Origin of the sequence: Pseudomonas resinovorans NBRC 106553 (assembly GCF_000412695.1) — a bacterium.
Classification (GTDB): domain Bacteria; phylum Pseudomonadota; class Gammaproteobacteria; order Pseudomonadales; family Pseudomonadaceae; genus Metapseudomonas; species Metapseudomonas resinovorans_A.
Genome location: NC_021499.1, coordinates 4271038 through 4297195 on the forward strand (window position 1 = coordinate 4271038; position 26158 = coordinate 4297195).

Below are 26158 nucleotides of genomic sequence, written 5' to 3' on the forward strand. Positions count from 1 at the left end.
GGAGGTTTGTATGACTGGATGGAAGCGGAGACCCAAAACGCATTGGCGGACAGAACCCTGAGGCATCGCTCCAGCGATTGCTGTTCCAGTAGCCCTGTTGTCCATGGCAATCCTTCTGCCTGAAGCTATATGGTGGGAGGCTTTGTATGAAAAGCCCATAGGACCAGGAGAATACCTTGGCGCGATACTAAGTAGCCAGTATCTGGAGTTGTACGTTGGGCGGGGTACTGGCGGCGCGAGGTCGAAGAGGGAATGCGGCAGGTGCCGCCGGGCGACGGTGCCTTGAAACCATGGAAAGACGGAAAAGGGGGGAGATTTATTTTTACTCCAGTTTCCACTTCTGGACGATAGCAGCCAATTGCGAGCGGCAGAGATCCGCTGGAAGCAGCTTATGCGCAATGCATACGGACTGCGGGCTACCAACGCCATAGCATCGCCCGCACGGCTATTGCCTACAGAAATTTCTGATCATTTATCTCCCTCCCTACAGAGAAATTTCCCACACCCCATTAGCCTTGAGGCCCTACGCGTGCCCTGGCTAGTGTCCCTCCCCGTCACGGTCAATTCCGTGACCGGGTTTGACAGCCCGCATACGTTGGCGCGATTGCGCCGCAAGGTGCATGCGAAAGACGGCGAATGTCTTTTGCAGGCATCGGCACGCATGCAGCTTTAAAGGCTGCACTGCTTTATGGCAGGTCGCGCGGGGAGGTCCTCGTGGCCTGCCGGCGCCAACGTACCGGTCTGTCAACCCCGCGTGACTCTGCCACCCTTCGATTGACAGCGAATGGCGGCAGCTCCTCAACCTTACGTTGGAGCTCCACCATGCACGATGCATATACCCCTGTCGTTTTCTATCACCACCACCAACGCCTGCGCGCCGTGATGGTCGACAACCAGCCCTGGTTCGTCGCCCATGACTTTGCACGGCTGATCGGGCTTCCCGATGCCCTCCCCTTGCTCCAGGCCCTGGAGCCTCACGAACAGCAAACCCTCTGTCTTGGCTACACCCACGACTTCCATGAAGAGATCACCGCCATCAGCGATATCGGCGCCTACCGGGCGCTGTTCCAGTTCGGCGGGCCTGAGCATGAGGCTGTCGGCCGCTGGCTCAGTGCGGTGCTGGTGCCGACGCTGCATGACTACCACCGGGTGCCTGATGCGGCGCCGCGTCGTAACGAGCTGAGCTACGAAGGTCGGCGGATTGGTGTGGTGCGTTGGCAGGGTGAGGTGTGGGTGGCCTGGCGGGATTTGCCGGCCTTTATGGTTAGCGGCAAGGAGGTGTCGGTATGAGCGACGACCTTGATGAGCGGCGGTTGTGGGAGCTGGTGAATCGGCTGGATTCGCGGCTGAACACGGTACGGGTGCTGGCTGAAGTCCTCCTGGACAATGCGGCTATGCGAGAGGGGATTCCCGGGCCCTATCTGGACAACGTCAAGGAGAGTGCGTTGATGGAGGCCTTGATCTATTTGTCCCGGAGCAACGAGAAGGATTTCTTGCGGTTGGCGAAGATGCAGCAATTGCCGTTGGTGTGAGGTGAGGTGGGCCCCTCTTCCGGGGTGGGAGAGGGGCCTTTGTTTTGTTGGGGCAACGGGGTTGCCCTTGGCGATTGAAATCGCCCCTACAGGGGTGGGTGCGGCGCGGGGGCGATCGCGAATGAATTCGCTCCTACAGGAGAGAGCGCGTGCCGGGTGAGGGGGCAACGGGGTTGCCCTTGGCGATTGAAATCGCCCCTACAGGGGTGGTGCGGCGCGGGGGCGATCGCGAATGAATTCGCTCTTACAGGAGAGCGCGCGTGTCGGGTTAGGGGGCAACGGGTTGCCCTTGGCGATTGAAATCGCCCCTACAGGGGTGGCGCGGCGCGGGGGTGATCGCGAATGAATTCGCTCCTACAGGAGAGACCGCGTGCCGGGTAAGCGGGCAACGGGGTTGCCCTTGGCGAATGAATTCGCCCCCACAGGAATCAGGCCAGCAAGCCCGCCTCGCCATACAGGGTTGGTCGGCGGTCCTGGTGGAGGTGGTTGTGGCGGCTGATGCGTTTGTTGTGCGCGTCCGCCAGGTTCAGGGTGGCGAGCAGTATCTGCTCGCCGCCCTCCTCTGCCGGGCCGGCGCGAGGGAAGCCGTCGGCGTCGACTATCACCGAGCCCTGTACCCAATTCACGCCGCGCTCATTACCGTGCCGGTCGCAGGCGGCGACGAACAGGCGGTTGACCGAGGCGTTGGCTTGCACCCGCACCACTTCCGCCGGGCGCTCGTGGTCCGGGCGCGGGCTCCAGGGCCAGTTCACCGGGGCGCAGAGCAGCTCGGCGCCGGCCAGGGCCGGCAGGCGCACCCATTCGGGGAACTCCAGGTCGTAGCAGATCATCACCGCGATCCGGCCGAAGGCCGTTTCAACCACCGGCGGCGCTTCGTCGCCGGCGGTGAAGATGAGGTTCTCACCATCCCACAGGTGCGCCTTGCGGTAGACCGCCCGCACGCCGCTGGCATCGATCAGCGCCGCGCTGTTGGCCACCCGCTCGCCCTCCAGCCGCTCGCAGAAGCCGCCCACGATGACAATGCCCAGCTCCCGCGCCAGCCCTTGCCAGAGCTGGAGCGTCGGGCCGTCCTGGGTTTCGGCCAGCGCCAGGGCTTCGGCGCGGTCATGGAAGACGTAGCCGCTCTGCGCCAGTTCGGGGAGCACGACCACCTGGGCGCCGCGCAGTGCGGCGCTGCGGATCGCGCGTTCACTGACACGCCGGTTGTGGGCCGGATCACCCACGCTGGGCGCCAACTGGCAGCAGGCCACGGTGACGGGTTTGGAGGCGTTCATGCTTTGGGTCCCTGCTGTCACGGGCGAGGTTCGCCGGCGTGGCCGGTCATGGCGAGGATGTCGGCTTCGCTGATGGCGTCGACCACGCGGCGCTCCGCGTCCAGGTCCAGGGAGCGGCTGAGTAGGTAGTAGGTCAGGCCCGATACCAGCAGGCCCACCAGCCAGGCGACGTCCACGCCATCGAGCATCCGCGCGATGGGGCCGACGAACACTTCCTCACCGGCGGCGGCGTCATAGATGAAGAAGAACGGGATCATGCAGACGAAGCCCACCAGGTAAGCCACGATGCCGCGCAGCTGCCAGGCGCCGTAGATGCCGTTGGGGGTGAAGAAGTGCGGAATGGCGTAGCGGCCCTTGCGCACGCCGAAGTAGTCCACCAGGTTCACTGCGGTCCAGGGCACCAGGAAGTACAGCATCAGCACCAGGAAGGTATTGAGGATGGAGATGCCGCTGCCGCGAATCGACAGGACGCACGCCAGCAGCACCAGGGTGATGACCAGGATCGACAGCACCCGCGCGCGAGGCGTGGGGGTGATGCGACGCACCGAATCCACGCCGGTGAGCAGGGTCAGCATGGCGCTGTAGGTGTTCAGGGCGATCACCGGCAGGAAGCCGACCACCGATACCAGCACCAGCACATGGCCCAGGCCCGGGAACAGCGAAGAGCCGACCCGATCCAGCGCCACCAGGGCGTCGGAGGCCTGCAGCAACTCGGCCAGCCAGGCGCCGAGCCCGATCATCCACGCCCCCGACAACGACGCGCCGAGGAACACCGCGGCAATCAGCTTGGTGCGGCTGGTGTTTTTCGGCAGGTAGCGCGAGTAGTCCGACACGTAGGGTGCGTAGGAGATGTTGTAGCTGGCGGCAATCGCGAACTGGGTGGCGAAGGCGACCCAGCTGAAGCCCAGGCTGCTCGGTTCCGCGGCGGGCGCGTCACCCTGCCCCGCGCCGAACAGCAGGGCGAGGGTCACCAGCGCGTAGAGCGGCAGCGTCAGCATCAGCGCCCACTTGAAGGCCTTGTGCATCAGGTCGTGGCCGTAGATCGACAGCAAGGCGCCCACGGCGATCACCGCGCAGGCCACCGGCACCGGCGGAAGGCCGAAGACGTTGTGCAGGCCACCCATGATCAGCGAGACGTTGACCACGTTGAAGCCGACGAACACGAAGAGCGTGGCCAGCAGCGCCAGCACCACCCCGCGATAACCGAACTGGGCCCGCGACTGGATCATCTGCGGCAGGCCCATCTCCGGCCCCTGGGAGCCATGGAAGGCCATGAACAGGGTGCCGAACATGATGCCCAGGGCACCGGCCAGGGTCGTCCACAGGGCGGACAGGCCCAGGCTCGGCCCGACGAAACCGATGGAAATGGTGAAGAAGTGGAAGTTGCCGAGGAACCAGAACGGCCCCTGGCTGGAGAGGCGAGCGTGGCGCTCGGACTCGGGGATGTAGTCGATGGAATGGCCTTCGATGGCCAGCCCGGTGCCGGCTTCGGCAGTGTGGGCGGTATGGCTGGACCCGGACATGGGGCGCTCCTGCTCTACGCGATATTGTTCTTGTGGAGGATTCGGCTCGGCCGCTTACATAGGGCATCCATCTATGCTGCGCAGGGTACTGGTCACCTCACCCCGGCGCGCTGACAACTGCCTGTCACGTCCCTACACTTGCGCAATCCCGTGCCGTCGAAGGCAGAATCTAGGCCCGGCCAACGCGCCGTAAAATCACGCGCTACCACTGTTCACATAGATCACCATCTATATAAATCCGAGGTACCAGATGCTGGGCAACGTTTCGGAACTGGATATCCGCCTGATCCGGGTCTTCCTCGCCGTGGTCGAGGCCGGTGGTATTTCCGCCGCGCAGGGCGCGCTCAATACCACCCAGCCCACCATCAGCGCCCAGCTGGCGTCGCTGGAAACCCGCGTGGGTTTCCGCCTGTGCCAGCGCGGCCGAGGGGGCTTCGCCCTGACGCCCAAGGGCAGCCAGTTCCTGGAGGCCGCGCGGCGCCTGCTGGCCGCCGCCGAGGGCTTTCGGCTCGAAGTCCAGCAGATCAACCGCACCCTCAGCGGCACCCTCAACATCGGCCTGCTCGGGCAGCTCGACCCGCAGGCGAACAAGCAGATCGCCCTGGCCGTCGCCCGCCTGCGCGCCCGCCATCAGGGCCTGTTCTTCCAGTTCACCGAGCTGTCCTCGACCTTCCTCGAGGAGAAGCTCATCAACGGGCACCTCGACCTCGCCATCGGCTACTTCTGGCGGCGCCTCGACAGCCTGGACTACCTGCCGCTGTTCCGTGAAACCCAGGTGGCCTACTGCGGTGCCACCCACCCCCTGTACCCCGAGGCCGGCGGGTTGGACCACCAGGATGTCGCCGAGCATGAGTGGGTCTGGCCCAGCCATCCCCTGCCGGAGATGCCGGCCCCCACGGCACTGGAGCACCTGACCGCGCTGACCGACAGCATGGACGGCGCGGCCCTGCTGATCCTCTCGGGCCAGCACCTGGGCTTTTTGCCCGAGCACTACGCGGCCCGGCATGTGGAGCAGCGGCAATTGCGGGCCTTGAACCCAGAGCTGTTGCGTTACGAAGTGGACTTCCAGGCCGCCATGCGCCGCTCGTCCCGCCCTGGCGAACTGGTCAGTGCCTTTCTCGAGGAGTTGATGGGGGTGTTCGACGTGGAGGGCCAGTAGTGGATGTCGCTTTCCACATCCACCCACGGAGCCTACCCGAAGCACAAGGGTGGACCGGTGAAGCGCGGCCCCCACCCTGCTCGCCTGATGACGCGTTCCGAGACGATCCTTTAGCCCGGCTAAACCGCCGCCCTTCAGATCAAATCCATTGTCCGCAAGGCCGCCGTCCCTTGAGATACGCGGGCCGTTCGACGCCGCTCGAACGCGCGCTCCGCACAACTACAAGAGGACTGCGTTCATGGGAAAAATCGCCGGTAGCCTGGCAATGGCCAGCCTGGCCCTGATGGGCTTCGTATCCACGGCCGGAGCCACTGAGGCACCCGACCAGGGCAAGCCGAGCTTCGTGCTGCACAAGATTTCCGACCATCTCTACGCCATCGGCGAACCCCACTACTACCAGAAGAACTACTCGTACCTGCTGGTGGGCGAAGAGCGCGCACTGATGTTCGACGCCGGCGCCAACCAGACGGAAGACATCACCCAACTGGTGCGCACGGTCACCGACAAGCCGCTGTCGGTGCTGCCCTCGCACCTGCACTTCGATCACCTCGGCGGGCTGCACAACTTCTCCAGCATCTACCTGCCGGACCTTCCCTTCGTCCGAGGGTTCCAGCAGGACGACGGCCTCTACCAGGTGCCGGAGCCGGTCCACCTCGGCAACATCGATCACCTGAGCCTGCCGCCGTTCAAGGTCGAGCGGCTGGTCAAGCCGGGCGAGGAGATCGACCTGGGCGGCTACAAGGTGAAGATGATCAGCACCCCCGGCCACACCCGCGATGAAGTGGCGCTCTTCGATGAGGCGAACAACATCCTGCTCTCGGGCGACCACCTCTATCCGTCCTGGCTGCTGTCGGGGAACCTCGGCGACTACATCGACTCCCTCACGGCAACGCTGGCGCTGATCGACAAGAACACCACCCTCTACGGCGCCCACGCCGACGAGGACCCGAACCGCGTGCCGAGCATGACCTATGACGACGTGCTCCAGGTCCGCGACAAGATGCTGGCGATCCAGGATGGCCGGGCCAAGGGGGAGAAATTCAGCGACCCGGAACTCATCAAGGACTCGCAGCTGTACAAGGTGGTGAAGGACATCAGCATCCTCACCGACGTGCAGTTCACCGACGGCCGTCGCTACGGTTACTGAGGCGGCTTGGTTCAGTTGGCCGTCGACATCAGCCAGTCGATGAAGGCCATGACCTCGGGGCGCTCCCGCTTGGCCTCGGTGCACACGCAGTAGTAGTTGTGCACCGCCGGCACCGAGAGCGCCAGGGGCTGCACCAGGCGGCCCTCGTCGAGGTCGCGGGACGAGACGATCTCGTCGCTCAAGGCCACGCCGAAGCCGTCCCGCGCCGCCTGCAGCACCATGGCGAAGTCCTCGAAGTAGACGTCCGCGGCACCGGCGCCTAAGTAGCCCGCCTCGGCCAGCCACTGCTGCCACTGGGCGCCGTTGTCCTCGTGCAGCAGCCGGTGCCGCGCCAGGTCCTCCACGCTGCGGATGGCCTGGGGGCCCCGGAGGAACTGCGGGCTGCACACCGGGACCATGCGGATGCCGTGCAGCAGGCGCCACCAGAAGCCCGGCCAGGGCGGCGTGCCGTAGACCACCGCCACGTCGGCCCGGCGCCAGTCCACCTGGTTGAAGTGGGTGGCCTTGATCACCTTCAGGCGGACGGCGCGGCTCTCCTCCATGAAACGGAACAGGGGCGTAGCCAGCCAGGTGACGCCGTCGGCGGGCGGCAGCGACAGCGTCAGCTCGATGGCCTCGGGCACCTGCTTCGCGCCGCTCTGCAGGGCCAGGACCGCCTCGGTGATCTCGCCGAGGGCCCCGGCGATGCGTTGCTGCAACGCCCGGCCCGTGTCGGTCAGCACCAGGTGGCGGCCACGCTTCTCGAACAGTTCCACCCCCAGGCTGCCCTGCAGTGCCTTGATCTGCTGGCTGACCGCCCCGGTGGTGACGTGCAGTTCCACCGCCGCGGCCGCCAGGTTGCCCAGGCGGGCGACCGCTTCGAATACCTTGATGCTGTGCAGTGGAGGCAGTGCCATCGATGCTCCGTGGTTGGCCGAATCACAGTGGACGTTGGCGCCAGAGCTTCCGCCAATCACCGCCCGGGCGGCAAGCGTGATCGGCGCCCGACAGTTTCCGCAAGCAGCATGGGTATCGCTTCGCTCAACCGCATCCTACGGCCCTTGTAGGATGGGTTGAGCGAAGCGATACCCATCGATCAGGGCCCCCATGGGTTCGCGCGTGACCACTGCCTCGGTCATGCGTGCGGAAAGTGGATAGAACGCGTTCGCCCCGGCGAACGACACTAGTCCCACGGCCTGGCAGCGGTTTGCTGCAGGCGCGTCATCACTCCGCAACCATGAACCTTCCGAGGCTTGTATGAACACCCCCGCCGAGCAACTGGAGCAACGGCTGAAACAACAAAAGATCACCGAAGTCGAATGCGTGGTCAGCGACCTGACCGGCATCGCCCGCGGCAAGATTTCCCCGACCAACAAGTTCCTCGCCGAAGGCGGCATGCGCCTCCCGGAAAGCGTCCTGCTGCAGACGGTCACCGGTGACTTCGTGGACGACGACGTCTACTACGCCCTGCTGGACGAAGCCGACATCGACATGGTCTGCCGCCCCGACCCCGACGCCATCTTCCTGGTGCCCTGGGCCCTGGAACCGACCGCCATGGTCATCCACGACACCGTCGACAAGTACGGCAACCCCATCGAGCTGTCGCCGCGCAACGTGCTCAAGCGCGTCCTGAAGCTGTACGCGGACAACGGCTGGAGCCCGGTGGTGGCGCCGGAGATGGAGTTCTACCTGACCAAGCGCAGCAGCGACCCGGACTTCCCCCTGGTGGCGCCCGTGGGCCGCTCGGGGCGCCCGGAGAGCGGCCGTCAGAGTTTCTCCATCGATGCCACCAACGAGTTCGACCCGCTGTTCGAGGACGTGTACGACTGGTGCGAAGCGCAGGGCCTGGACCTGGACACGCTGATCCATGAAGACGGCCCGGCGCAGATGGAAATCAACTTCCGTCACGGCAACGCCCTGAGCCTGGCCGACCAGATCACGGTGTTCAAACGCACCATGCGCGAAGCCGCGCTCAAGCATGATGTGAGCGCGACCTTCATGGCCAAGCCCATCACCGACGAACCGGGCAGCGCCATGCACATCCACCAGAGCGTGCTGGATGTGGCCACCGGCAAGAACATCTTCGCCAACGAGGATGGCTCCAAGAGCGAGCGGTTCCTGCACTTCATCGGCGGCCTGCAGAAGTACATCCCGAAGGTGCTGCCCATGTTCGCGCCGAACGTGAACTCCTTCCGCCGCTTCCTGCCCGACACCTCGGCGCCGGTGAACGTCGAGTGGGGCGAGGAAAACCGCACCGTGGGGCTGCGCGTGCCGCCGTCCTCGGCCGAAGCCACGCGGGTCGAGAACCGCCTGCCCGGCGCCGACGCCAACCCCTACCTCGCGCTGGCCGCCAGCCTGCTCTGCGGCTACCTGGGCATGATCGAGAAGGTCGCCCCCAGCACCCCGGTGCAAGGGCGTGCCTATGAACGCCGCAACCTGCGCCTGCCCATCACCATCGAAGACGCGCTGGCCCAGATGGAGGACTGCCAGGTGCTCCAGGAGTACCTGGGCCGCAAGTTCGTGCAGGGCTACGTTGCCGTTAAGCGCGCCGAACACGAGAACTACAAGCGGGTGATCAGCTCCTGGGAGCGCGAGTTCCTGCTGCTGAGCGTCTGACCCACCGCCATTGCGCCACCACAACAAGAACACGGGAGTCGCTATGAGACTGCTGCGCTACCTCGCGCCCTTCGCCCTGGCCTCGCAGGCCTTGGTCGCCCACGCTGAACCGACCCTCAGCGTCTACAACTGGACGGACTACATCGCCCCGGACACCCTGGGCGAGTTCCAGAAGACCACCGGTATCAAGCCGGTCTACGACGTGTTCGATTCCAACGAAACCCTGGAAGGCAAACTGCTCGCGGGACGTTCCGGCTACGACGTGGTCGTCCCCTCCAACCACTTCCTCACCCGCCAGGTGGATGCCGGGGTGTTCCTGGAGCTGGACCGCAGCAAGCTGCCGAACTGGAAGCACCTCGACCCGGTGCTGCTCAAGCTGCTGGAACAGAACGACCCGGGCAACCGCCACTCGGTGCCCTACCTGTGGGGCACCAACGGCATCGGCTACAACGTCGAGAAAGTGAAACAGGTACTGGGCGTCGACCGCATCGACTCCTGGTCCGTGCTCTACGAGGTGGAAAACCTCAAGAAGCTCAAGTCCTGCGGTGTCGCCTTCATGGACTCGGCCGACGAGCTGATCCCCTCGGTGCTCAACTACCTGGGGCTCGACCCCAACAGCAAGAACCCGGCCGACTACGCCAAGGCCGAGGCCAAGCTGCTGGAGCTGCGGCCCTACGTCACCTACTTCCACTCGTCCAAGTACATCTCCGACCTCGCCAATGGCGATATCTGCGTGGCCTTCGGCTACTCCGGAGACGTGTTCCAGGCCGCCGCGCGGGCGCAGGAAGCCAAGAACGGCATCCAGATCGCCTACAGCATCCCCAAGGAAGGCGCCAACCTCTGGTTCGACCTGATGGCCATCCCCGCCGATGCCAGGAACCCGGACCAGGCGTTCGCGTTCATCAACTACATCCTGGAACCCAAGGTGATCGCCAGCATCAGCGAGTACGTCGGCTACCCCAACGCCAACGCCGATTCGAAGGCGCTCCTGGACCCGGCCACGCTGAACAACCCGGAGGTCTACCCGAGCCAGGAAGTGCTGGACAAGCTGTACATCGCCAAGGCGCCGCCGCCCAAGATCATGCGCCTGATGACCCGCACCTGGAGCAAGATCAAGTTCAACCAATGAATCGAGAACGACCCATGACTCACTCCGAGGAGCATGCCGCGTCCTACTACGCCGCAACCGCCCGGGACAAACAGCTGTACCCCTCGCTCGCGGGGGACGTCCGCGCGGACGTCTGCGTCGTCGGCGGTGGACTCACCGGCGTCAACACCGCACTGGAGCTGGCCCAGCGCGGCCACTCCGTGGTGCTGCTGGAGGCTCGCCGCATCGGTTGGGGCGCGAGCGGGCGCAACGGCGGCCAGCTGATACGTGGCATCGGCCACGACGTCAGCGGCTTCGCCAAATACGTGGGCGAGGAAGGGGTCCGCTACCTGGAACGCGCGGGCCTCGACTCGGTGACCCTGGTGGCCGAGCGCATCCGCGACCTGAACATCGACTGCGACCTGCGCTGGGGCTTCTGCGAGCTGGCCAACACCCCCGCCCAGTTCGCCGCCATGGCCCAGGAGCAGGAGGAACTGAATGCGCTCGGCTATCCGCATCAGACCCGGCTCGTAGGCCCTGACCACATGCGTGAGGTAGTGGCGAGCGATTGCTATGCCGGCGGCCTGGTCGACATGGGCTCGGGCCACCTGCACCCGCTGGACCTGGTGAAGGGCGAGGCCAGGGCGGCGGGCGCGTTCGGCGCGCGGATCTTCGAGCAGAGCCCGGTGCTGCGCATCGAGCATGGGAAGTCCGTGGTCGTCCATTGCGCCAAGGGCCGGGTGATCGCCGACAACCTCGTGCTCGGCTGCAACGCGCACCTGGATGAACTGGAGCCACGGCTGAGCGGCAAGGTCCTGCCCGCCGGCAGCTACGTGGTCGCCACCGAGCCGCTTCCCGAGTCCCTCGCGGCGCAGCTGATTCCGCAGAACCTGGCGCTGTGCGACCAGAAGGTGGGGCTGGACTACTACCGCCTGACGGCCGATCGGCGCCTGCTCTTCGGCGGCGCCTGCCACTACTCGGGAAGGGACCCGAAGGACATCGGCGCCTACATGCGGCCGAAGGTGCTCAAGGTGTTCCCCCAGCTCGAACAGGTCAGGATCGACTACCAGTGGGGCGGCATGATCGGCATCACCGCCAATCGATTCCCGCAGGTCGGAAGGCTCAAGGCGCATCCGAACGTGTACTTCGCCCAGGGCTATTCCGGCCACGGCCTGAACGTCACCCACTGGTCGGCCAAGCTCCTGGCCGAGGCCATCCATGCCGGCCGAAGCCAGGGCCTGGACCTGTTCAGCGCGGTGCCGCACCTGACCTTCCCCGGCGGCAAGCTGCTGCGCGCGCCGCTGCTGGCCCTGGGCATGGCCTGGTACCGGATGCGCGAAATGCTGGGTTGATGCTGGGTTGATGCTGGGTTGATGCAAATGTAGGAGCGAGCTCTGCTCGCGAACGGATCGGTTCGCGAGCAGAGCTCGCTGCTACGCCGGGGTTCGCAACCGCTCCGCTAGGACCGGCAACCCTGCTTGACCGTGGCCTTGGGGTACTCGCCGAAGAGGGCGTGGTAGGACTGGGAGAAGCGGCCCAGGTGCCAGAACGACCATTTCATGGCCACCTCGGCCACGGTCATGCCCGACTCGGCGGCGCCCAGCAGGTCGCGGCGCGCCGCGTTCAAACGCCGGTTCCTGAGCCAGACGATGGGCGGGATGCCGGCATAACGCAGGAAGGATTGCTGCAGGCCGCGCGGCGAGACGCCCACCTTGGCCGCCAGCTCGGTCATCCCGAAGTTCTCCTCGGGACAATCGTTCACCACTTCCTTGACCCGCTGCACGACGCGCTTGGCCTGGACGCTGGAGCGCGAGCGCTGGCCCTCGCCGAGCGGCGCTTCAAAGAGCAGCGAGAAGCAGTCGGAGACGATGGTCTGCGCAACGCCGGGAGCATCCATCTGGTGCTGGCCGCCGGACGCACCGGTGAGCAGGTTGCTGAGCGAGGCCGCGACCGACCGGCAGCCAGCGGAGCGAAGCGGCGTCAGCACCAGGTCGGAGTACGCGTCGAGCGGTTGGCCCCACTGCACCGCCTGCTTGATCACCACCGCCACCTCGCGATAGTTCTCCGGCGTCACCCAGGCGTTGCGGGTTTCGCCATCCAGCAGATAAAGCGTTTGCTCCGACATGTCGAAGCTGAAGACCAGGGCGCCGGGCGGCGCGTGGAATTCCTGCTCCACGCGCAGGTTCATCTGCTCCTCGTAGAGCTCGATCCCCTCGACCTCGGCATGCAGGATCCTTCCCGAGAATCGCCCAGCGGACATCTGCGTGTACTGCTGCTCCCAACCGGGAATGGCAATCCGCTGCTGGTCTACTTCTTGTGCTTCGACAACCCTGATCACCATACCCAGACCTGCTGGTTTTCCAGGCCCGGAAGGCTATCAATCGCCATGAGCCATGTGCAAGTCGCAGCAGACTTTCGGTGCGGTGCTTTCGGTGGGCGTGGCGCCCAACGAACAGCATGGGTATCGCTTCGCTCAACCCATCCTACCTGGGCGTCGCGGAGATGTAGTTGATGAACAGGCGGAACAGGTCGGCGTTGCTGGAGATCTGCAGGCGCTGGTAGATGTTGTGCTTGTGCACCTTCACCGTGCCTTCGGAGATACCCAGCAGGTGGGCGATGGAGCCGTTGCTGTGGCCCTGCAGCAGGAGCTTGGCGATGTAGCGCTGGGCGTCGGTGAGCTGGCCCTGGAGGATGTCGACGAAGGCGCTTTCGAGCTGGCTGCCGGGGGTGTCCGGGGCTTCGCCGGGTTCTTCCGGACGCAGCCGCCAGTGGGCCTCGAAGGCCTTGCTGACGATAGGTTGCAGGGCTTGCAGGCGGCGGGTTTCCGCGTCGGTGAATGGGCCGTGCTGGCTGGCCTTCATCAGCGAGAAGACCACGGCCGTATGGGCTTGCAGCGGAACGATGTAGCCCACCTCCTCCACCAGGCTGCCGTGGGTGGACGACACGCAGGGATGCAGGTCGGGGGATATGGCGAAGCCCGAGGAGAAGAAGCTGTCCGGCGCCAGCTCGCTCATGCGCCAGACGCCGGCCGGGTGCTCGTGCATGCAGGCGACGTAGAACGGGTCCAGCAGGTAGCCGCCGCGCAGGTAGGCGCTCATGGTCTTCGCCGGCACCCCGCCGTTGTAGCCGTCGTGCAGCAGCACCGCGGGGCGGTCGAAGCGGAAGAGATAGGCGCAACTCATGTCGAAGCGCACCTCGCCTTCGAGCAGCGCGCAGAGGCTCTGGCCCAGATTGGCGGTACCCACGGCGGCGATCACGCCCGCCACCCTGCTGGCTTCCTGGTTGTTCATGACTGACCGCGCTCGTTGTCTTGATCCGGGAGAATGCGGCGCCGCCCCGCAATGGGACGGCGCCGCACGATTCAGGACAGTCCGGCCGAGACACGCATCGATTCGCGGGGGCGTTCTTCACGGCCGAGCTGCAGCGCCTTCGGCACCGCCAGCCAATAGGCAATGGCCATGCCGATCAGGCCGCCGCTCAGTTTTCCAATGATCAGCGGCAGGATCAAGGTGGGCTGGAAGTTGGCGGAGAACGCCATGTGGTCGCCGAAGGTGAAGGCCGCGCAGACCGAGAAGGCGATCACCAGCACCTTGTCCTTGGGCGGCATGTCCGCCACCAGGCGGAACATCGCCAGGATGTTCGCCGAGGCGGCGAGGATGCCCGCCGCCCCCACCGGCGACATGCCCAGGCGCACCGCCACCAGCTCCAGGGGCCGGGCGAGATGGCGCTTGATCAGGCACACCATGGGGAAGGCGCCGCAGAGCATGATGCCGATGTAGCCGGCGATTTCCAGGGCGCGGAACTGGTCCTCCGCGTCGGCGATGATGGGGGCGAAGCCCCAGCCGCCGAAGGTGTGGCTGAAGAAGCCGGTGAAGTACTCGACTATGGACGCCACCAGGACCAGCGTGACCGCCGCGTACATCACCCGTCCCAGGGCCAGGAAGGCCCGCACCATCAGGCCGGGGAAATAACGCAGGGCGGCGGCCAGGGCGACGCAGAAGACGATCAGCGGCAACAGGTTGCGCAAGAGCATCGGCAGGGTGAACGCCAGCGCCTGGGTGGCCGGGCCGCTGGTGGCGATGTCCGGGCGCACGTTGAGGCCCAGCCACTGGGTGAGCATGGCGATGGTGATGATGCTGATGGGGATGCTCAGCAGGCCGGCCATGATTCCCAGGGCCATGTACTTGTGGTCGGCCTTGGCGAGCATGGCCAGGCCCACGGGGATGACGAAGATCAGCGTCGCGCCGGACTGGAAGCCGGTGATCAGCCCCAGCACCCAGCCCTCCGGGTCCCGCGCCAGGGCATGGGCGAGCTGGTAGCCGCCCATGTCCGAGGCGATGAAGATGGGGCCCGCGATGCCGGGGTCGGCGCCCAGGGCGGCGAACAGCGGGGCGATCCACTGGTTGATGAAGCTTGAGAGAAAGGGAATGGCGGCCATGGTGCCGGCCACGGGAATAAAGATCGGCCCGATGCTGTGCAGGCCGGCGGTGAACTCGCGGCCCAGTTCCGATTCCGGGTCGATCAGGGATGCGATGGCGCCGATCACGGCGCAGGCCATGATGACGTAGATGACGTACGTGCCGATGTTTTCCATTGCTGCCTCGTCTCTTGTAGGTCTTGTCGGGTGGCAGTGCGGTAAAGGGGTTCGGGCCCGGCCGGGCCCGAGGGTCAGGTGGCGGTGTAGCCGTTGTCCACGAACAGGTGCGCGCCGTTGACGAAGCTGGCCTCGTCGCTGGCCAGGAATAGCGCGGCCGCGGCCACTTCGCTCGGGTCGCAGAGGCGGCCCTGCATGGCGCGCAGGGCGTCATCGGACACCTCGGCGCCGTGCTGGCGCAGCAGGTCGAGCTCGCGCCGGCCGTGGGCGGTGCCGATGAAACCCGGGCAGATGGCGTTGCTGCGGATGTTGCGGTCGCGGAACTCCACGGAGATGGCGCGGGCGAACATGTGGCAGGCGCCCTTGGTGGTGCAGTACAGGACCTCCATGGGCGTGCCGGCCACGGCGGAGATGGACGAGGTGCAGATGACGCTGCCGCCACCCGCTTCGATCATCTTCGGCAGCACGGCGCGGGTCACCAGGAACATGCTCTTGACGTTGATGTTCATCAGCCGCTCCCAGTCGCTTTCGCTGGTCTCGAGGAAGGGCGCGGCGTGGATGGTGCCGGCGTGGTTCATCAGCACGGTGATGGGGCCGAAGCACGCCTCTGCCTCGGCCACCGCGCGGTTCACCTGCTCACTGTTCGACACGTCGGCGGGCAGGAAGCAGGCGCTGCCGCCCGCGGCGTTGATGCGCTCGGCCACCGCCGCGCCATCGCTGCTCGGCAGGTCGAGGATGGCGACCTTCGCACCTTCGCGGGCGAATAGTTCGGAAGCGGCCAGCCCGCAGCCACCGGCGCCGCCGGTGATCAGCGCCACCTTGTTGTTCAGTCGTCCCATGATTGTCTCCGTTGTTGTGGACTCGACCGGATTCACGCTAGGGAGGGCCTAAGGTGGCGTCCATATGTCGTCGGATATACGCGTCGGTAAGCCGTTGTTTTCAGTGGAAACAACGCTTCGAAAACGTCGACGGGGAGCGATGGACGCCGGGGCGTTGCCTCGACTGGAGAGGCTCTATATCCATCGACATATGGTGGTTCCGAGGTGGCTTATTCATTCTCCGATCCCATGCATCCAGCCCAACCGGAAGGCGCTGCGCACCGATAACGGCTATACCGCAATCCAAGTACGAAAAGTGGGAGAACAATAATGAGCACTTCGTCGAACAACATGCACATCAACGAATTCGGACTCGAGCATGCCCATTGGCGTAACTGGGTCGGCAACCAGTCCTGCATCCGCGCGGCCCGTGGCGCGCCGGCCAGCGAGGATGAACTCTGCAACATGATCCGCGAGGCCACCGGCAAGGGCCTGAACGTACGGGTGGCGGGCTCCGGGCACTCCTTCACCCCGGTGGCGCTCACCAATGGCCTGCACCTGACCCTCGCCAACATGAAGGGCGTGCGCCACGTCGACCACGCCAAGCGGCGCGTCACCGCCGCCGCCGGCACCACCATCAACGAGCTGGTGAGCGTGCTCAAGGCCGAGGGCCTGTCGATGGTCAACCAGGGCGACATCGACAGCCAGGCCCTGGCCGGCGCCTTGACCACCGGCACCCACGGCACCGGCCTGACCCTCGGCAACCTGGCATCGAGCATCGTCGGCATGAAGCTGATCCAGCCGAACGGCGAGACCATAGCGGTGGACGAGAGCACGCCGGACCTGCTCCTGGCCGGGCGCGTGTCCCTGGGCGTGCTGGGGGTGATTTCGGAGATCACCCTGCAGGTGACCGACAGCTTCAACCTCCACGAGCGGATCTGGCGCGAAGACTTCGAGAGCGTGATGGAGCGGCATGACGAGCTGGCGCAGAAGCACCGCCACTTCAGCTTCTTCTGGTGCCCGACCGAACGCAGCCGGCATTGCTACTGCCTGCCCGACACCGCCGCCACCTCGAAGACCGGCCGCACCACCGATGTCTGCGAAGTGAAGGTCATGGACATCACCGACCGGCCAATTTTCGAGAGCGAGTTCGAGAAGGTGGCCTACAGCTCGGATGTCTACCCGATCGAGTACATCGCCAACTTCCACGAACTGGAATACGCCGTGCCCATCAAGCATGCCAAGGAGGCGCTGCGGGCCGTGCGCAAGATCATGCTGGAGGACTTCCCCGAGGCCATCTATCCCATCGAGTACCGCTTCACCGCCGGCGATGGCGCCTGGATGAGCCCCTTCTTCGAGCAGGACAGCGTGACCATTTCCGTCTCCGGCGAGCCGGGCACCGACTACTGGGACTACCTGCGCGCGGTGGACGCCATCCTGCGCTCCTACGGCGCCAGGCCGCACTGGGGCAAGATGCACTTCCTCACCGGGGACGACGTCACCGCCATCTATCCCCGCGCCCATGACTTCCGCAGCCTGCGCCGCCAGCTGGACCCCGAGGGCTTCTACCTCAACGAGCACCTCACGCCGCTCTTCAAATAGGGCGTGCGATTCACCCCGGGCATAGCCTCGGCAGGCCATCGCCTCCTGCCGAGGCTCGTTGCATGGGCGTGAGCGCCGGTACTGCCGGCACGTAGCGCGCAAACGCGCTCAGGTCGCCGTTGAACCGGGCCGGGCGGCACCATCCATCTCCCCGGGCGCTGGCGAGTGAACTCAGTCCGCCCAGCCGCTGTCTGTCTGCTGTCGGTCCTCCGGGCGGCTCGCCGCCCCACCCTTTCGTTCTTGTCTACAACAGTTCGCCTGGCCGGCTTTAATTCGCGCCCGTTCAACGGGATTCGTTCCATCGCCATGTGAAGATTGCCCATGTCCCTATCCCGTCATTGCCCCGCCCCTGTTACCCCGTTCTCGATCCGCGCCCTCGCTACCTGCCTGCTGGGTGGCCTGCTGTTGGCCGGCGCCCCGGCGCAGGCCGAAGAGGCGGCGAGCAACGCACGCTGGGTAAGCGACAACCTGACCACCTATGTGCGCAGCGGCCCCACAGACGGTTACCGGATTGTCGGCACGCTCAACTCCGGGCAGAAGGTCGAGCTGCTGAGCACCCGGGGCGACTACAGCCAGGTGCGCGGCGAGAACGGCAATACCGTGTGGATTCCCAGCCGCGACCTGCAGGAAGTGCCCGGCCAGGCCGAACGCCTGCCGCAGCTGGAACAGCAGGTGGCCCAGCTCAGCGCCGAGCTGAAAGGCATCGACGACACCTGGAAGACCCGTGTACAGGGCATGCAGGAGACCCTGGACGCACGCAAGAAGCTGATCGACGAACTCCAGGCGGCACGTTCGAACCTGGACGGCGAGCTGAACCAGGCCCGCGCCGAACTGCGCGAGACCCAGGCCCAGCTCGGCGACGAGAACAAGCAGGTGCTGATGCGCTACATGGTCTACGGCGGCAGTATCGCGGGAGCCGGGCTGCTGGCCGGGCTGATCCTGCCGACCCTACTGCGGGTCAAGCGCAAGCGCAACGACCAGTGGGTCTGAGGCCGTCGCGCGGCAGCCTGTTCGCCATCAACTGACGCGGTTGCTCATCAACTGACGGTACTGCCGGGCACGGCGCAGGGTGCTCCACTGCTCCCGCAGCAGGGCCCCTAGTGGCGAGGCGCCTGGCTGCGGCGCATCGCCGGCGGCCAGGCGGCGCATCTGGTGCTTCACCAGGGACATGTAGGCCAGCGCGGCCAGGGCCTTGCGCTTCCAGCGGATCGGCGGCAACTCGGCGCTGGCCGCCACCTGGCCGTTTCGCCAGAGGCTGGGCAGGGCCGGGTTGACCGCCAGCGCGGTGGCGATGCCGGCCATGGCCACGCCGCCGGACAGGACCTGCTCCACCACCGGCAGGCGGCGGATGCCACCGGTGACCATGACCGGCATGGGCGCGACGGCGGCGATCTCCCGGGCGAACTCGAGGAAGTAGGCTTCGCGGGCCAGGGTACGGCCATCGCGGGCGTCGCCCTGCATGGCCGGCGCCTCATAGCTGCCACCGGACAGCTCCACCAGGTCCACCGCCAGCTCGCCGAGCCAGAGCACCACCTGGCGCGCGTCGCTCGTCTCGAAACCACCGCGCTGGAAGTCCGCCGAGTTGAGCTTCACGGCCACGCAAAAATCGGGCGACACCTGGGCCCGCACCGCCTTCACCACCTCCAGCAGCAAGCGCGCGCGGTTCTCGATGGAGCCACCCCAACGGTCTTCGCGGCGATTGCTCAGCGGCGAGAGGAACTGGCTGAGCAGGTAGCCGTGGGCCGCGTGCACCTGCACCCCGCTGAAGCCGGCCTGCTCGGCCAGCGCCGCGGTGCGGGCGAAGCGCTGGATCAACTCGGCGATCTCCACCTCGTCCATGGCCTTGGGCAGCGGGAAGAGTTTCGACAGTCCCCCCATGTCCAGTGCCACGGCCGACGGCGCCACGGTGGGCTGGCCGAGGTTGGCCTGCATCTGCCGGCCGGGGTGGTTGATCTGCATCCAGAACTGCGCTCCCTGGGCCCGGCCGATGCGCGCCCATTCGCGGAAGCGTTGCAGCGGCTGGCCTTCCTCCAGCACCACACCGCCGGGGCCGGTCATGGCGCGGGCGTCCACCATCACGTTGCCGGTCAGCAACAGCCCGGCGCCGCCCTCGGCCCAGGACTGGTAGAGGCGCAGCAGCTCGTCGGAGGGGGTCTGGTCGCGGGCGGCGAGGTTCTCTTCCATCGACGCCTTGGCGATACGGTTGGGAATGACGGCGCCGTTGGGCAGTTGCAGGGGCTGGAAGGGCGACATGGGGCTCTCCGGAGGGTGGCGCCGTGCGTCGGTGGGCGCAACGGCGGGCTGGGTTGCGGCAAAGACTAAGGTTAAAGTCAACCTTAAGGTCAATAGGGGAGCCCCACTCCATGAAAATCGGCGAACTCGCCCGGCGCAGCGGCCTGACCGCCTCGCGCATCCGCTTCTATGAGGCCAGTGGCCTGATCAGCGCCCAACGCCTGGGCAATGGCTATCGCGACTACGACGAGCAGACCTTGCACAGGCTGGAGATCATCACCTGCGGGCAGCAGGCCGGTTTCAGCCTGGAGGAAATGCGCGGCCTCATGCCCGACGCGAACCCATCGGCGGATCGCCATAGCCTTTTACTGGAAAGCCTCCAGCGCAAGGTGGCCGAGATCGACGCCATGCAGCAGCGCCTGGCCAACAACCGCGCGCAGCTGCTGGCGATCATCGCCGGTATCGAGGGCAAGCCCGAAGGCATGGGCTGCGAGGAGAACGCCCAGCGCGTGCTGGCCGGCCTGCGGGAGGAAGCTGGTCCCAGACGTAGGATGGGTTGAGCGAAGCGATACCCATCACTTCGCGGCCGATGGGTATCGTTCCTCAACCCATCCTACGAGTCGTTCCTACAAAGGCACGAGTGGATATCTGACAGTTAACTATTATGCTTCTCAGGAACTTCGCAGCGATGCGGGGTCGCCCGCTCTTTTCATGCTATGCGCAATCCGCAATCCGATGACACCAGCCCCAGGGTCTGAGTACGGCAACGGTAGTGGAGTACTCCGCCCTACGACAAGAACAAGACGGAGAGGTCTCATGGCAACAATCGACGAAACATCCTCGAGTAGCGCGCCCAACCATGGGATGACCAGGGAGGAGCGCAAGGTCATCTTCGCCTCGTCCCTGGGCACGGTGTTCGAGTGGTACGACTTCTATCTGTACGGCTCCCTGGCGGCGATCATCGCGAAGCACTTCTTCGCCGGCGTCAACGAGACCACCGCCTTCATCTTCGCCCTCCTCGCCTTCGCCGCCGGCTTCGCCGTGCGGCCCTTCGGCGCCATCGTGTTCGGCCGGCTGGGGGACATGATCGGGCGCAAGCACACCTTCCTCATCACCATCGTGATCATGGGCGTGTCCACCGCCGTGGTGGGCATGCTGCCCAGCTACGCGAGCATCGGCGTGGCCGCGCCGATCATCCTGATCACCTTGCGCCTGCTGCAGGGCCTGGCCCTGGGCGGCGAGTACGGCGGCGCGGCGACCTACGTGGCCGAGCATGCGCCAAAGGGCAAGCGCGGCTTCTTCACTTCGTGGATCCAGACCACCGCGACCCTGGGCCTGTTCATGTCGCTGCTGGTGATCCTCACCTGCCGCACCCTGCTGGGCACCGAGGCCTTCGAGGCCTGGGGCTGGCGGATCCCCTTCCTGCTGTCGATCCTGCTGCTGATCATCTCGGTGTACATCCGCCTGCAGCTCAGCGAGTCGCCGGTGTTCCAGAAGATGAAGGCCGAAGGCAAGGCGTCCAAGGCGCCGCTGACCGAGTCCTTCGCCCGCTGGGACAACCTCAAGATCGTGATCCTGGCATTGTTCGGCGGCACCGCCGGCCAGGCGGTGGTCTGGTACACCGGGCAGTTCTACGCACTGTTCTTCCTGCTGCAGATGCTGAAGATCGACCCGCAGACCGCCAACCTGCTGATCGCCGGTTCGCTGCTGATCGGCACGCCGTTCTTCGTGCTGTTCGGTAGCCTGTCGGACCGCATCGGCCGCAAGAAGATCATCATGGCCGGCTGCATCATCGCGGCGCTGACCTACTTCCCGATCTTCAAGGCGCTGACCCAGTTCGGCAATCCCGAGGTGTTCGCCGCCCAGGAGCGCAACCCGGTCACGGTGGTGGCCGATCCCGAGCAGTGCTCGTTCCAGTTCGACCCGGTGGGCAAGGCCAAATTCACCAGCTCCTGCGACATCGCCAAGAGCCTGCTGGCCAAGCGCGCCATCCCCTACGCCAACGAAAACGCCGAGCCGGGCTCGGTGGCGCAGATCCGCATCGGCGACAAGGTGATCCCGAGCTTCGAGGGCACCGGCCTGGCCGCCGCCGATCTCAAGACCCAGGGCGACGCCTTCACCGCCACCCTCACCACGGCGCTGAAGGACGCCGGCTATCCGGAGAAAGCCAACCCGGACACCATCAACTACCCGATGGTGCTCCTGCTCCTGACCATCCTGGTGATCTACGTGACCATGGTCTATGGGCCCATCGCCGCCTGGCTGGTGGAACTGTTCCCGGCGCGCATCCGCTACACCTCGATGTCGCTGCCCTACCACATCGGCAACGGCTGGTTCGGGGGCTTCCTGCCCACGGTGTCCTTCGCCATGGTGGCGGCCACCGGCGACATCTACTACGGGCTCTGGTACCCCATCGTGATTGCGGTGATGACGGCCATCATCGGCACGCTGTTCCTGCCGGAAACCAAGGACCGGGACATCCACCACACCTGACAGGGCTCCACAAACGAAAACGCCGCAGCTTGTGGCTGCGGCGTTTTCAGGGCGGCGGGGCTTCAGTCGTCCAGGCCCAGGGCGGCGAAGGCTTCGAGGATCTTGTCCTGTACTTCGTCGATGCTGAGGCTGGTGGAGTCGAGGATGATCGCATCGTCGGCGGGCTTGAGCGGTGCCACCGAGCGTTGGCTGTCACGCTCGTCGCGTTCCTGGATCTCCAGCAGCAGGGAAGCGAGGTCCGCCTCCATGCCCTTGCCCTTGAGCTGCAGGAAGCGGCGGCGGGCGCGCTCCTCGGCACTGGCGGTGAGGAAGATCTTCAGCGGCGCCTGGGGGAATACCACGGTGCCCATGTCACGACCGTCGGCCACCAGGCCGGGCGCTTCGAGGAAGGCGCGCTGGCGTTGCAGCAGGGCCTCGCGCACGGCGGGCAGCGCGGCGACCTGGGAGGCACCAGCGCCGACCTGCTCGGAACGGATCACATCGGTGACGTCCTCGCCTTCCAGCACGATGCTCTGGCCGCCGCCGGGCTTGGCGTTGAACTGCACGTCCAGGTGAGCCGCCAGGACCTTGAGGGCTTCCTCGTTGGTCAGGTCGACGCCGTGGTTGCGCGCGGCGAAGGCCAGCAAGCGGTACAGCGCACCGGAATCCAGCAGGCGCCAGCCCAGGCGCCGGGCCAGTCGGCCGGCGATGGTGCCTTTGCCGGAGCCGCTGGGTCCGTCGATGGCGATTACGGGCAGATTGCCGTTCATGCCTTGCCCTCTTCCGCCACGCGAATGCCGCACTGGGCCGAGAGGCTGAGGAAGTTCGGGAAGGAGGTGGCGACGTTGGCGCAATCGTGGATACGGATCGGCGCCGTGGCACGCAGCGAGGCAACGCTGAAGGACATGGCGATGCGGTGGTCGCCGTGGCTCCAGACTTCGCCGCCGCCGATGGGGCCGCCGTCGATGATGATGCCGTCCGGAGTCGGTTCGGCCTTCACGCCCAGGGCCAGCAGGCCGTCTGCCATGACCTGGATACGGTCGGATTCCTTCACCCGCAGTTCCTCGGCGCCACGCAGCACGGTGCGGCCTTCGGCACAGGCGGCGGCGACGAAGAGCACGGGGAATTCGTCGATGGCCAGGGGTACCAGGTCTTCGGGGATCTCGATGCCCTTGAGCTTGGCGGCGCGAACACGGATGTCGGCCACCGGCTCGCCGCCGACTTCACGCTGGTTTTCCAGGGTGATGTCGCCACCCATCAGCTTGAGGATGTCGATCACGCCGGTGCGGGTCGGGTTGATGCCGACGTGTTCCAGCACCAGCTCGGAGCCTTCGGCGATGCTCGCGGCCACCAGGAAGAAGGCGGCGGAGGAGATGTCGGCCGGGACTTCGATGTGGGAGGCGCTGAGCTTGTGGCCGCTCTCGACGGTGGCGGTGTTGCCGGCCACTTTCACCGGGTAGCCGAAGCCCTGCAGCATGCGCTCGGTGTGGTCGCGGGTCGGCGCCGGCTCGGATACGGAGGTTTCACCGGCGGCATAGAGGCCGGCGAGCAGCAGGCAGGATTTCACCTGGGCGCTGGCCATGGGCATCTCGTAGCTCATGCCGGCGAGGCGCTGGCCGCCACGGATGGTCAGCGGCGGACGGCCTTCGGCGGCGGTCTCGATCACCGCGCCCATCTCGCGCAGGGGGTTGGCCACGCGGTTCATCGGGCGCTTGGACAGGGAAGCGTCGCCGGTGAGGGTGGTGTCGAACGGCTGGGCCGCCAGCAGGCCGCTGAGCAGGCGCATGGAGGTGCCGGAGTTACCCAGGTACAGCGGGCCGGGCGGCGGCTTCAGGCCGTGCAGGCCGACGCCGTGGATGGTCACGCGGCCGTGGTGCGGGCCTTCGATGACCACGCCCATGTCGCGGAAGGCCTGCAGGGTCGCCAGGGCGTCTTCGCCCTCGAGGAAGCCTTCGACCTCGGTGGTTCCTTCAGCCAGGGAGCCGAGCATGATGGAACGGTGGGAAATGGACTTGTCGCCCGGTACGCGAATGCTGCCGGCGAGTTTGCCACCCGGCTGCGCCAGGTAAATCAGATCGTTGTTGTGCATGGCGTCCACATAGGCCCTGCGGGCCAGGATTTTGCTGAAATGCTCGCGGGCAAAGCGGGCGCGGGTGAACACGCCCAGCAACTCATGCCCGTCCCCTGCGTCGACCGCGCCGCGCAGGGCGTCGAGGTCGGCGCGAAATGCGTCCAGGATGCGCAGCACGGCGTCGCGGTTGGCGAGGAAGATGTCGTGCCACATGACCGGGTCGCTGCCGGCGATCCGCGTGAAATCGCGGAAGCCGCCGGCGGCATAGCGGAAGATTTCCAGATTCTCGCTGCGTTTGGCCAGCGAGTCGACCAGCCCGAATGCCAGCAAATGCGGCAGGTGGCTGGTAGCGGCGAGCACCTCGTCGTGGTGCTCGACGTCCATGTGTTCGACGTCGGCGCCCAGGGCGCGCCAGAGCTGGTCGACGCACTGCAGGGCAGCCGGGTCGGTGTTCGCCAGCGGCGTGAGGATCACCTTGTGACGGCGGAACAGGCTGGAATTGGCCGCCTCCACCCCGCTCTTCTCGGAGCCGGCAATCGGGTGGCCGGGCACGAAGCGCGCCGGCATCTCGCCGAAGACGTTCTGCGCGGCGCGCACCACATTGCCCTTGGCGCTGCCGACATCGGTCAGCACGGCATTGCCCAGGTCCAGCGTGGCCAGTTCGGCGAGGAGTTTTTCCATGGCGAGGATGGGGACGGCCAGCTGGATCACATCGGCACCGCGGCAGGCCGTGGCGAGGTCACTCTCGCAACGGTCGACCACGCCGGTTTCGACGGCGATGCGGCAGGACTCCGGGTCCTTGTCGACCCCAACCACTTCGGCGCACAGGCCCTTCTCACGCACTCCCTTGGCGAAGGAGCCGCCGATCAGGCCGAGGCCAATCACCACCAGGCGCCCGAAGATAGGGGCGCCCTGTTGCAGGGTCATGACATCAGCCACGGCCCAGCACCTTGGCGAGCGCCTCCAGGCAACGGGCGTTCTCGTGTGCCAGGCCGATGGAGATACGCAGGAAGGTGGGCATGCCGTAGCCGCCCACCGGGCGCAGGATCACGCCTTCGCGCAGCATGGCCTGGTTGATCGGCGCGGCGTCGCGGCCGAAGTCGACGGCGATGAAGTTGCCCTTGGAGGGAATCCATTTCAGGTCGAGGGCACGCAGGCCCTCTTCCAGCTGGCGCATGCCGGCGTCGTTGACGCGGCGGCTCTCGGCCAGGTAGTCGGCGTCGTCCAGTGCGGCACAGGCGGCGGCCAGGGCCAGGCTGTTGACGTTGAAGGGCTGGCGCACGCGGTTCAGCACGTCGGCCACCTGGGCGCTGGACAGGCCGTAGCCCACCCGCAGCGCAGCCAGGCCGTAGGCCTTGGAGAAGGTGCGGGACACCAGCAGGTTCGGGTAGCGGGCCAGGTAGTCGAGGCCGTCGGGCAGTTCGTCACCCTCGGCGTATTCGATGTAGGCCTCGTCCAGCACGACGAGCACGTTTTCCGGCACCTGGGCGAGGAAGTCTTCCAGGGCTCGCGGGCCGAACCAGGTGCCGGTGGGGTTGTTCGGGTTGGCGATGAACACGACGCGGGTGTTGGCGTCGATGGCCGCCAGCATGGCCGGCAGGTCATGGCCGTAGTCCACCGCCGGAACCACCTTGCCGGTGGCGCCCACGGCCTGGGTGGCGATGGGATAGACGGCGAAGGCGTGTTCGCTGAACACGGCGTTCAGCCCCGGGGCCAGGTAGGCGCGGGCCACCAGGTCGAGGATGTCGTTGGAGCCGTTGCCCAGGGTCACCTGGGCCGGGGTCACGCCGCAGCGTTCGGCCAGCCGGGATTTGAGCTCGAAGCCGTTGCCGTCAGGGTAACGGGTCAGCTCGGCGAGCTGCTCACGGATGGTTTCCAGGGCCTTGGGGCTCGGGCCGAGGGGGTTCTCGTTGCTGGCCAGCTTGACGATGCCGGCGGGGTCGAGATCCAGCTCGCGGGCCAGTTCGTCCACCGGTTTGCCGGGCACATAGGGCGAAAGTTTCTGCACGCCCGGTTGGGCAAGGGCGAGGAAGTCACAGCTCATGGTTCAGC

22 protein-coding genes are annotated in these 26158 nt (G+C 66.1%); 11 read left to right on the forward strand and 11 right to left on the reverse strand.

Going from position 1 to position 26158, the window contains the following annotated elements; all coding sequences use genetic code 11:
* Positions 1-822 precede the first annotated feature (822 nt).
* Together PCA10_RS19350 and PCA10_RS19355 are read left to right on the forward strand one after the other, a co-directional pair.
* Positions 823-1290, forward strand: a complete 468-nt coding sequence (locus PCA10_RS19350) for a BRO-N domain-containing protein (RefSeq protein WP_016493762.1) — start codon at positions 823-825, stop codon at positions 1288-1290.
* The gene (locus PCA10_RS19355) at positions 1287-1532 is read left to right on the forward strand and encodes a hypothetical protein (protein WP_016493763.1); all 246 of its coding nucleotides are present in this window, start codon (positions 1287-1289) and stop codon (positions 1530-1532) included. Before PCA10_RS19350 ends, PCA10_RS19355 begins: the two co-directional genes overlap by 4 nt.
* Positions 1533-1960: 428 nt before the next feature.
* On the opposite strand, the gene PCA10_RS19360 is transcribed toward PCA10_RS19355, so the two are convergent.
* Both PCA10_RS19360 and PCA10_RS19365 read right to left on the reverse strand, forming a co-directional pair.
* Positions 1961-2806, reverse strand: a complete 846-nt coding sequence (locus tag PCA10_RS19360) for a nitrilase family protein (protein ID WP_016493764.1) — start codon at positions 2804-2806, stop codon at positions 1961-1963.
* Between the two features lie 17 nt (positions 2807-2823).
* Positions 2824-4329 carry a purine-cytosine permease family protein gene (locus tag PCA10_RS19365; RefSeq protein ID WP_016493765.1) on the reverse strand — a complete coding sequence of 502 codons (1506 nt, stop codon included), beginning with the start codon at positions 4327-4329 and terminating at the stop codon, positions 2824-2826.
* A gap of 250 nt (positions 4330-4579) precedes the next feature.
* On the opposite strand from PCA10_RS19365, the gene PCA10_RS19370 reads away from it, so the two are divergent.
* The gene (locus tag PCA10_RS19370) at positions 4580-5488 is read left to right on the forward strand and encodes a LysR family transcriptional regulator (RefSeq protein ID WP_016493766.1); all 909 of its coding nucleotides are present in this window, start codon (positions 4580-4582) and stop codon (positions 5486-5488) included.
* Between the two features lie 238 nt (positions 5489-5726).
* On the forward strand, positions 5727-6635 hold the full coding sequence (locus PCA10_RS19375; RefSeq protein WP_016493767.1) for an MBL fold metallo-hydrolase: 909 nt from the start codon (positions 5727-5729) through the stop codon (positions 6633-6635).
* Between the two features lie 11 nt (positions 6636-6646).
* Here the strand turns inward: PCA10_RS19375 and PCA10_RS19380 are convergent, their stop codons facing one another.
* Complete coding sequence (locus PCA10_RS19380) at positions 6647-7531, reverse strand: LysR substrate-binding domain-containing protein (RefSeq protein WP_016493768.1); 885 nt, start codon at positions 7529-7531, stop codon at positions 6647-6649.
* A 340-nt stretch (positions 7532-7871) separates the two neighbouring features.
* On the opposite strand from PCA10_RS19380, the gene PCA10_RS19385 reads away from it, so the two are divergent.
* From PCA10_RS19385 to PCA10_RS19395, 3 genes are read left to right on the forward strand one after another with little or no spacing between them, the layout of a single operon-like run.
* Complete coding sequence (locus tag PCA10_RS19385; protein WP_016493769.1) at positions 7872-9230, forward strand: glutamine synthetase family protein; 1359 nt, start codon at positions 7872-7874, stop codon at positions 9228-9230.
* Positions 9231-9273: 43 nt separating this feature from the next.
* A complete protein-coding gene (locus PCA10_RS19390) occupies positions 9274-10359 on the forward strand; it encodes a polyamine ABC transporter substrate-binding protein (RefSeq protein ID WP_016493770.1) in 1086 nt (361 codons plus the stop codon).
* A gap of 14 nt (positions 10360-10373) precedes the next feature.
* Complete coding sequence (locus PCA10_RS19395) at positions 10374-11669, forward strand: NAD(P)/FAD-dependent oxidoreductase (protein WP_016493771.1); 1296 nt, start codon at positions 10374-10376, stop codon at positions 11667-11669.
* A gap of 107 nt (positions 11670-11776) precedes the next feature.
* Here the strand turns inward: PCA10_RS19395 and PCA10_RS19400 are convergent, their stop codons facing one another.
* The 4 genes from PCA10_RS19400 to PCA10_RS19415 form a co-directional block, all read right to left on the reverse strand.
* A complete protein-coding gene (locus PCA10_RS19400) occupies positions 11777-12577 on the reverse strand; it encodes a helix-turn-helix domain-containing protein (RefSeq protein WP_231866598.1) in 801 nt (266 codons plus the stop codon).
* Positions 12578-12800: 223 nt separating this feature from the next.
* Positions 12801-13607: a LuxR C-terminal-related transcriptional regulator gene (locus PCA10_RS19405; protein ID WP_041770364.1), complete on the reverse strand. Its 807-nt coding sequence runs from the start codon at positions 13605-13607 to the stop codon at positions 12801-12803.
* A gap of 71 nt (positions 13608-13678) precedes the next feature.
* Positions 13679-14911 (reverse strand): ethanolamine utilization protein EutH, encoded by a 1233-nt coding sequence (gene eutH, locus PCA10_RS19410; protein WP_016493774.1) that lies wholly within the window; start codon positions 14909-14911, stop codon positions 13679-13681.
* A 74-nt stretch (positions 14912-14985) separates the two neighbouring features.
* A complete protein-coding gene (locus tag PCA10_RS19415; protein ID WP_016493775.1) occupies positions 14986-15750 on the reverse strand; it encodes an SDR family NAD(P)-dependent oxidoreductase in 765 nt (254 codons plus the stop codon).
* A 309-nt stretch (positions 15751-16059) separates the two neighbouring features.
* Here PCA10_RS19415 and PCA10_RS19420 point away from each other — a divergent pair, with 309 nt between their 5' ends.
* Positions 16060-17331: a D-arabinono-1,4-lactone oxidase gene (locus PCA10_RS19420; RefSeq protein WP_016493776.1), complete on the forward strand. Its 1272-nt coding sequence runs from the start codon at positions 16060-16062 to the stop codon at positions 17329-17331.
* 321 nt (positions 17332-17652) lie between these two features.
* Positions 17653-18321, forward strand: a complete 669-nt coding sequence (locus PCA10_RS19425; RefSeq protein ID WP_016493777.1) for a TIGR04211 family SH3 domain-containing protein — start codon at positions 17653-17655, stop codon at positions 18319-18321.
* Between the two features lie 27 nt (positions 18322-18348).
* Here PCA10_RS19425 and PCA10_RS19430 read toward each other — a convergent pair whose 3' ends face one another.
* The gene (locus PCA10_RS19430; RefSeq protein WP_016493778.1) at positions 18349-19584 is read right to left on the reverse strand and encodes an NADH:flavin oxidoreductase/NADH oxidase family protein; all 1236 of its coding nucleotides are present in this window, start codon (positions 19582-19584) and stop codon (positions 18349-18351) included.
* A gap of 110 nt (positions 19585-19694) precedes the next feature.
* Here PCA10_RS19430 and PCA10_RS19435 point away from each other — a divergent pair, with 110 nt between their 5' ends.
* Entirely contained in the window at positions 19695-20123 is a 429-nt protein-coding gene (locus PCA10_RS19435; RefSeq protein ID WP_016493779.1) for a MerR family transcriptional regulator, read from the forward strand.
* A 256-nt stretch (positions 20124-20379) separates the two neighbouring features.
* The gene (locus PCA10_RS19440; protein ID WP_041770365.1) at positions 20380-22056 is read left to right on the forward strand and encodes an MFS transporter; all 1677 of its coding nucleotides are present in this window, start codon (positions 20380-20382) and stop codon (positions 22054-22056) included.
* 62 nt (positions 22057-22118) lie between these two features.
* Here the strand turns inward: PCA10_RS19440 and cmk are convergent, their stop codons facing one another.
* From cmk to hisC, 3 genes are read right to left on the reverse strand one after another with little or no spacing between them, the layout of a single operon-like run.
* A complete protein-coding gene (gene cmk, locus PCA10_RS19445) occupies positions 22119-22805 on the reverse strand; it encodes a (d)CMP kinase (protein ID WP_016493781.1) in 687 nt (228 codons plus the stop codon).
* On the reverse strand, positions 22802-25033 hold the full coding sequence (locus PCA10_RS19450) for a bifunctional prephenate dehydrogenase/3-phosphoshikimate 1-carboxyvinyltransferase (RefSeq protein WP_016493782.1): 2232 nt from the start codon (positions 25031-25033) through the stop codon (positions 22802-22804). The genes cmk and PCA10_RS19450 overlap by 4 nt, the downstream gene beginning before the upstream one ends.
* 4 nt (positions 25034-25037) lie before the next feature.
* Complete coding sequence (gene hisC, locus PCA10_RS19455; protein ID WP_016493783.1) at positions 25038-26150, reverse strand: histidinol-phosphate transaminase; 1113 nt, start codon at positions 26148-26150, stop codon at positions 25038-25040.
* Positions 26151-26158: the final 8 nt, after the last annotated feature.

Excerpts from the sequence above, each read along its gene's own strand:
- PCA10_RS19415 (WP_016493775.1), bottom strand. The coding sequence starts at position 15,750 with ATGGGACGACTGAACAACAAGGTGGCGCTGATCACCGGCGGCGCCGGT.
- PCA10_RS19360 (WP_016493764.1), bottom strand. The coding sequence starts at position 2,806 with ATGAACGCCTCCAAACCCGTCACCGTGGCCTGCTGCCAGTTGGCGCCC.
- PCA10_RS19395 (WP_016493771.1), top strand. The coding sequence starts at position 10,374 with ATGACTCACTCCGAGGAGCATGCCGCGTCCTACTACGCCGCAACCGCC.
- PCA10_RS19370 (WP_016493766.1), top strand. The coding sequence starts at position 4,580 with ATGCTGGGCAACGTTTCGGAACTGGATATCCGCCTGATCCGGGTCTTC.
- PCA10_RS19355 (WP_016493763.1), top strand. The coding sequence starts at position 1,287 with ATGAGCGACGACCTTGATGAGCGGCGGTTGTGGGAGCTGGTGAATCGG.
- PCA10_RS19400 (WP_231866598.1), bottom strand. The coding sequence starts at position 12,577 with ATGTCCGCTGGGCGATTCTCGGGAAGGATCCTGCATGCCGAGGTCGAG.
- PCA10_RS19420 (WP_016493776.1), top strand. The coding sequence starts at position 16,060 with ATGAGCACTTCGTCGAACAACATGCACATCAACGAATTCGGACTCGAG.
- cmk (WP_016493781.1), bottom strand. The coding sequence starts at position 22,805 with ATGAACGGCAATCTGCCCGTAATCGCCATCGACGGACCCAGCGGCTCC.
- PCA10_RS19425 (WP_016493777.1), top strand. The coding sequence starts at position 17,653 with ATGTCCCTATCCCGTCATTGCCCCGCCCCTGTTACCCCGTTCTCGATC.
- PCA10_RS19350 (WP_016493762.1), top strand. The coding sequence starts at position 823 with ATGCACGATGCATATACCCCTGTCGTTTTCTATCACCACCACCAACGC.
- PCA10_RS19390 (WP_016493770.1), top strand. The coding sequence starts at position 9,274 with ATGAGACTGCTGCGCTACCTCGCGCCCTTCGCCCTGGCCTCGCAGGCC.
- PCA10_RS19365 (WP_016493765.1), bottom strand. The coding sequence starts at position 4,329 with ATGTCCGGGTCCAGCCATACCGCCCACACTGCCGAAGCCGGCACCGGG.
- PCA10_RS19380 (WP_016493768.1), bottom strand. The coding sequence starts at position 7,531 with ATGGCACTGCCTCCACTGCACAGCATCAAGGTATTCGAAGCGGTCGCC.
- PCA10_RS19450 (WP_016493782.1), bottom strand. The coding sequence starts at position 25,033 with ATGACCCTGCAACAGGGCGCCCCTATCTTCGGGCGCCTGGTGGTGATT.
- PCA10_RS19440 (WP_041770365.1), top strand. The coding sequence starts at position 20,380 with ATGGCAACAATCGACGAAACATCCTCGAGTAGCGCGCCCAACCATGGG.
- eutH (WP_016493774.1), bottom strand. The coding sequence starts at position 14,911 with ATGGAAAACATCGGCACGTACGTCATCTACGTCATCATGGCCTGCGCC.
- hisC (WP_016493783.1), bottom strand. The coding sequence starts at position 26,150 with ATGAGCTGTGACTTCCTCGCCCTTGCCCAACCGGGCGTGCAGAAACTT.
- PCA10_RS19435 (WP_016493779.1), top strand. The coding sequence starts at position 19,695 with ATGAAAATCGGCGAACTCGCCCGGCGCAGCGGCCTGACCGCCTCGCGC.
- PCA10_RS19375 (WP_016493767.1), top strand. The coding sequence starts at position 5,727 with ATGGGAAAAATCGCCGGTAGCCTGGCAATGGCCAGCCTGGCCCTGATG.
- PCA10_RS19385 (WP_016493769.1), top strand. The coding sequence starts at position 7,872 with ATGAACACCCCCGCCGAGCAACTGGAGCAACGGCTGAAACAACAAAAG.
- PCA10_RS19430 (WP_016493778.1), bottom strand. The coding sequence starts at position 19,584 with ATGTCGCCCTTCCAGCCCCTGCAACTGCCCAACGGCGCCGTCATTCCC.
- PCA10_RS19405 (WP_041770364.1), bottom strand. The coding sequence starts at position 13,607 with ATGAACAACCAGGAAGCCAGCAGGGTGGCGGGCGTGATCGCCGCCGTG.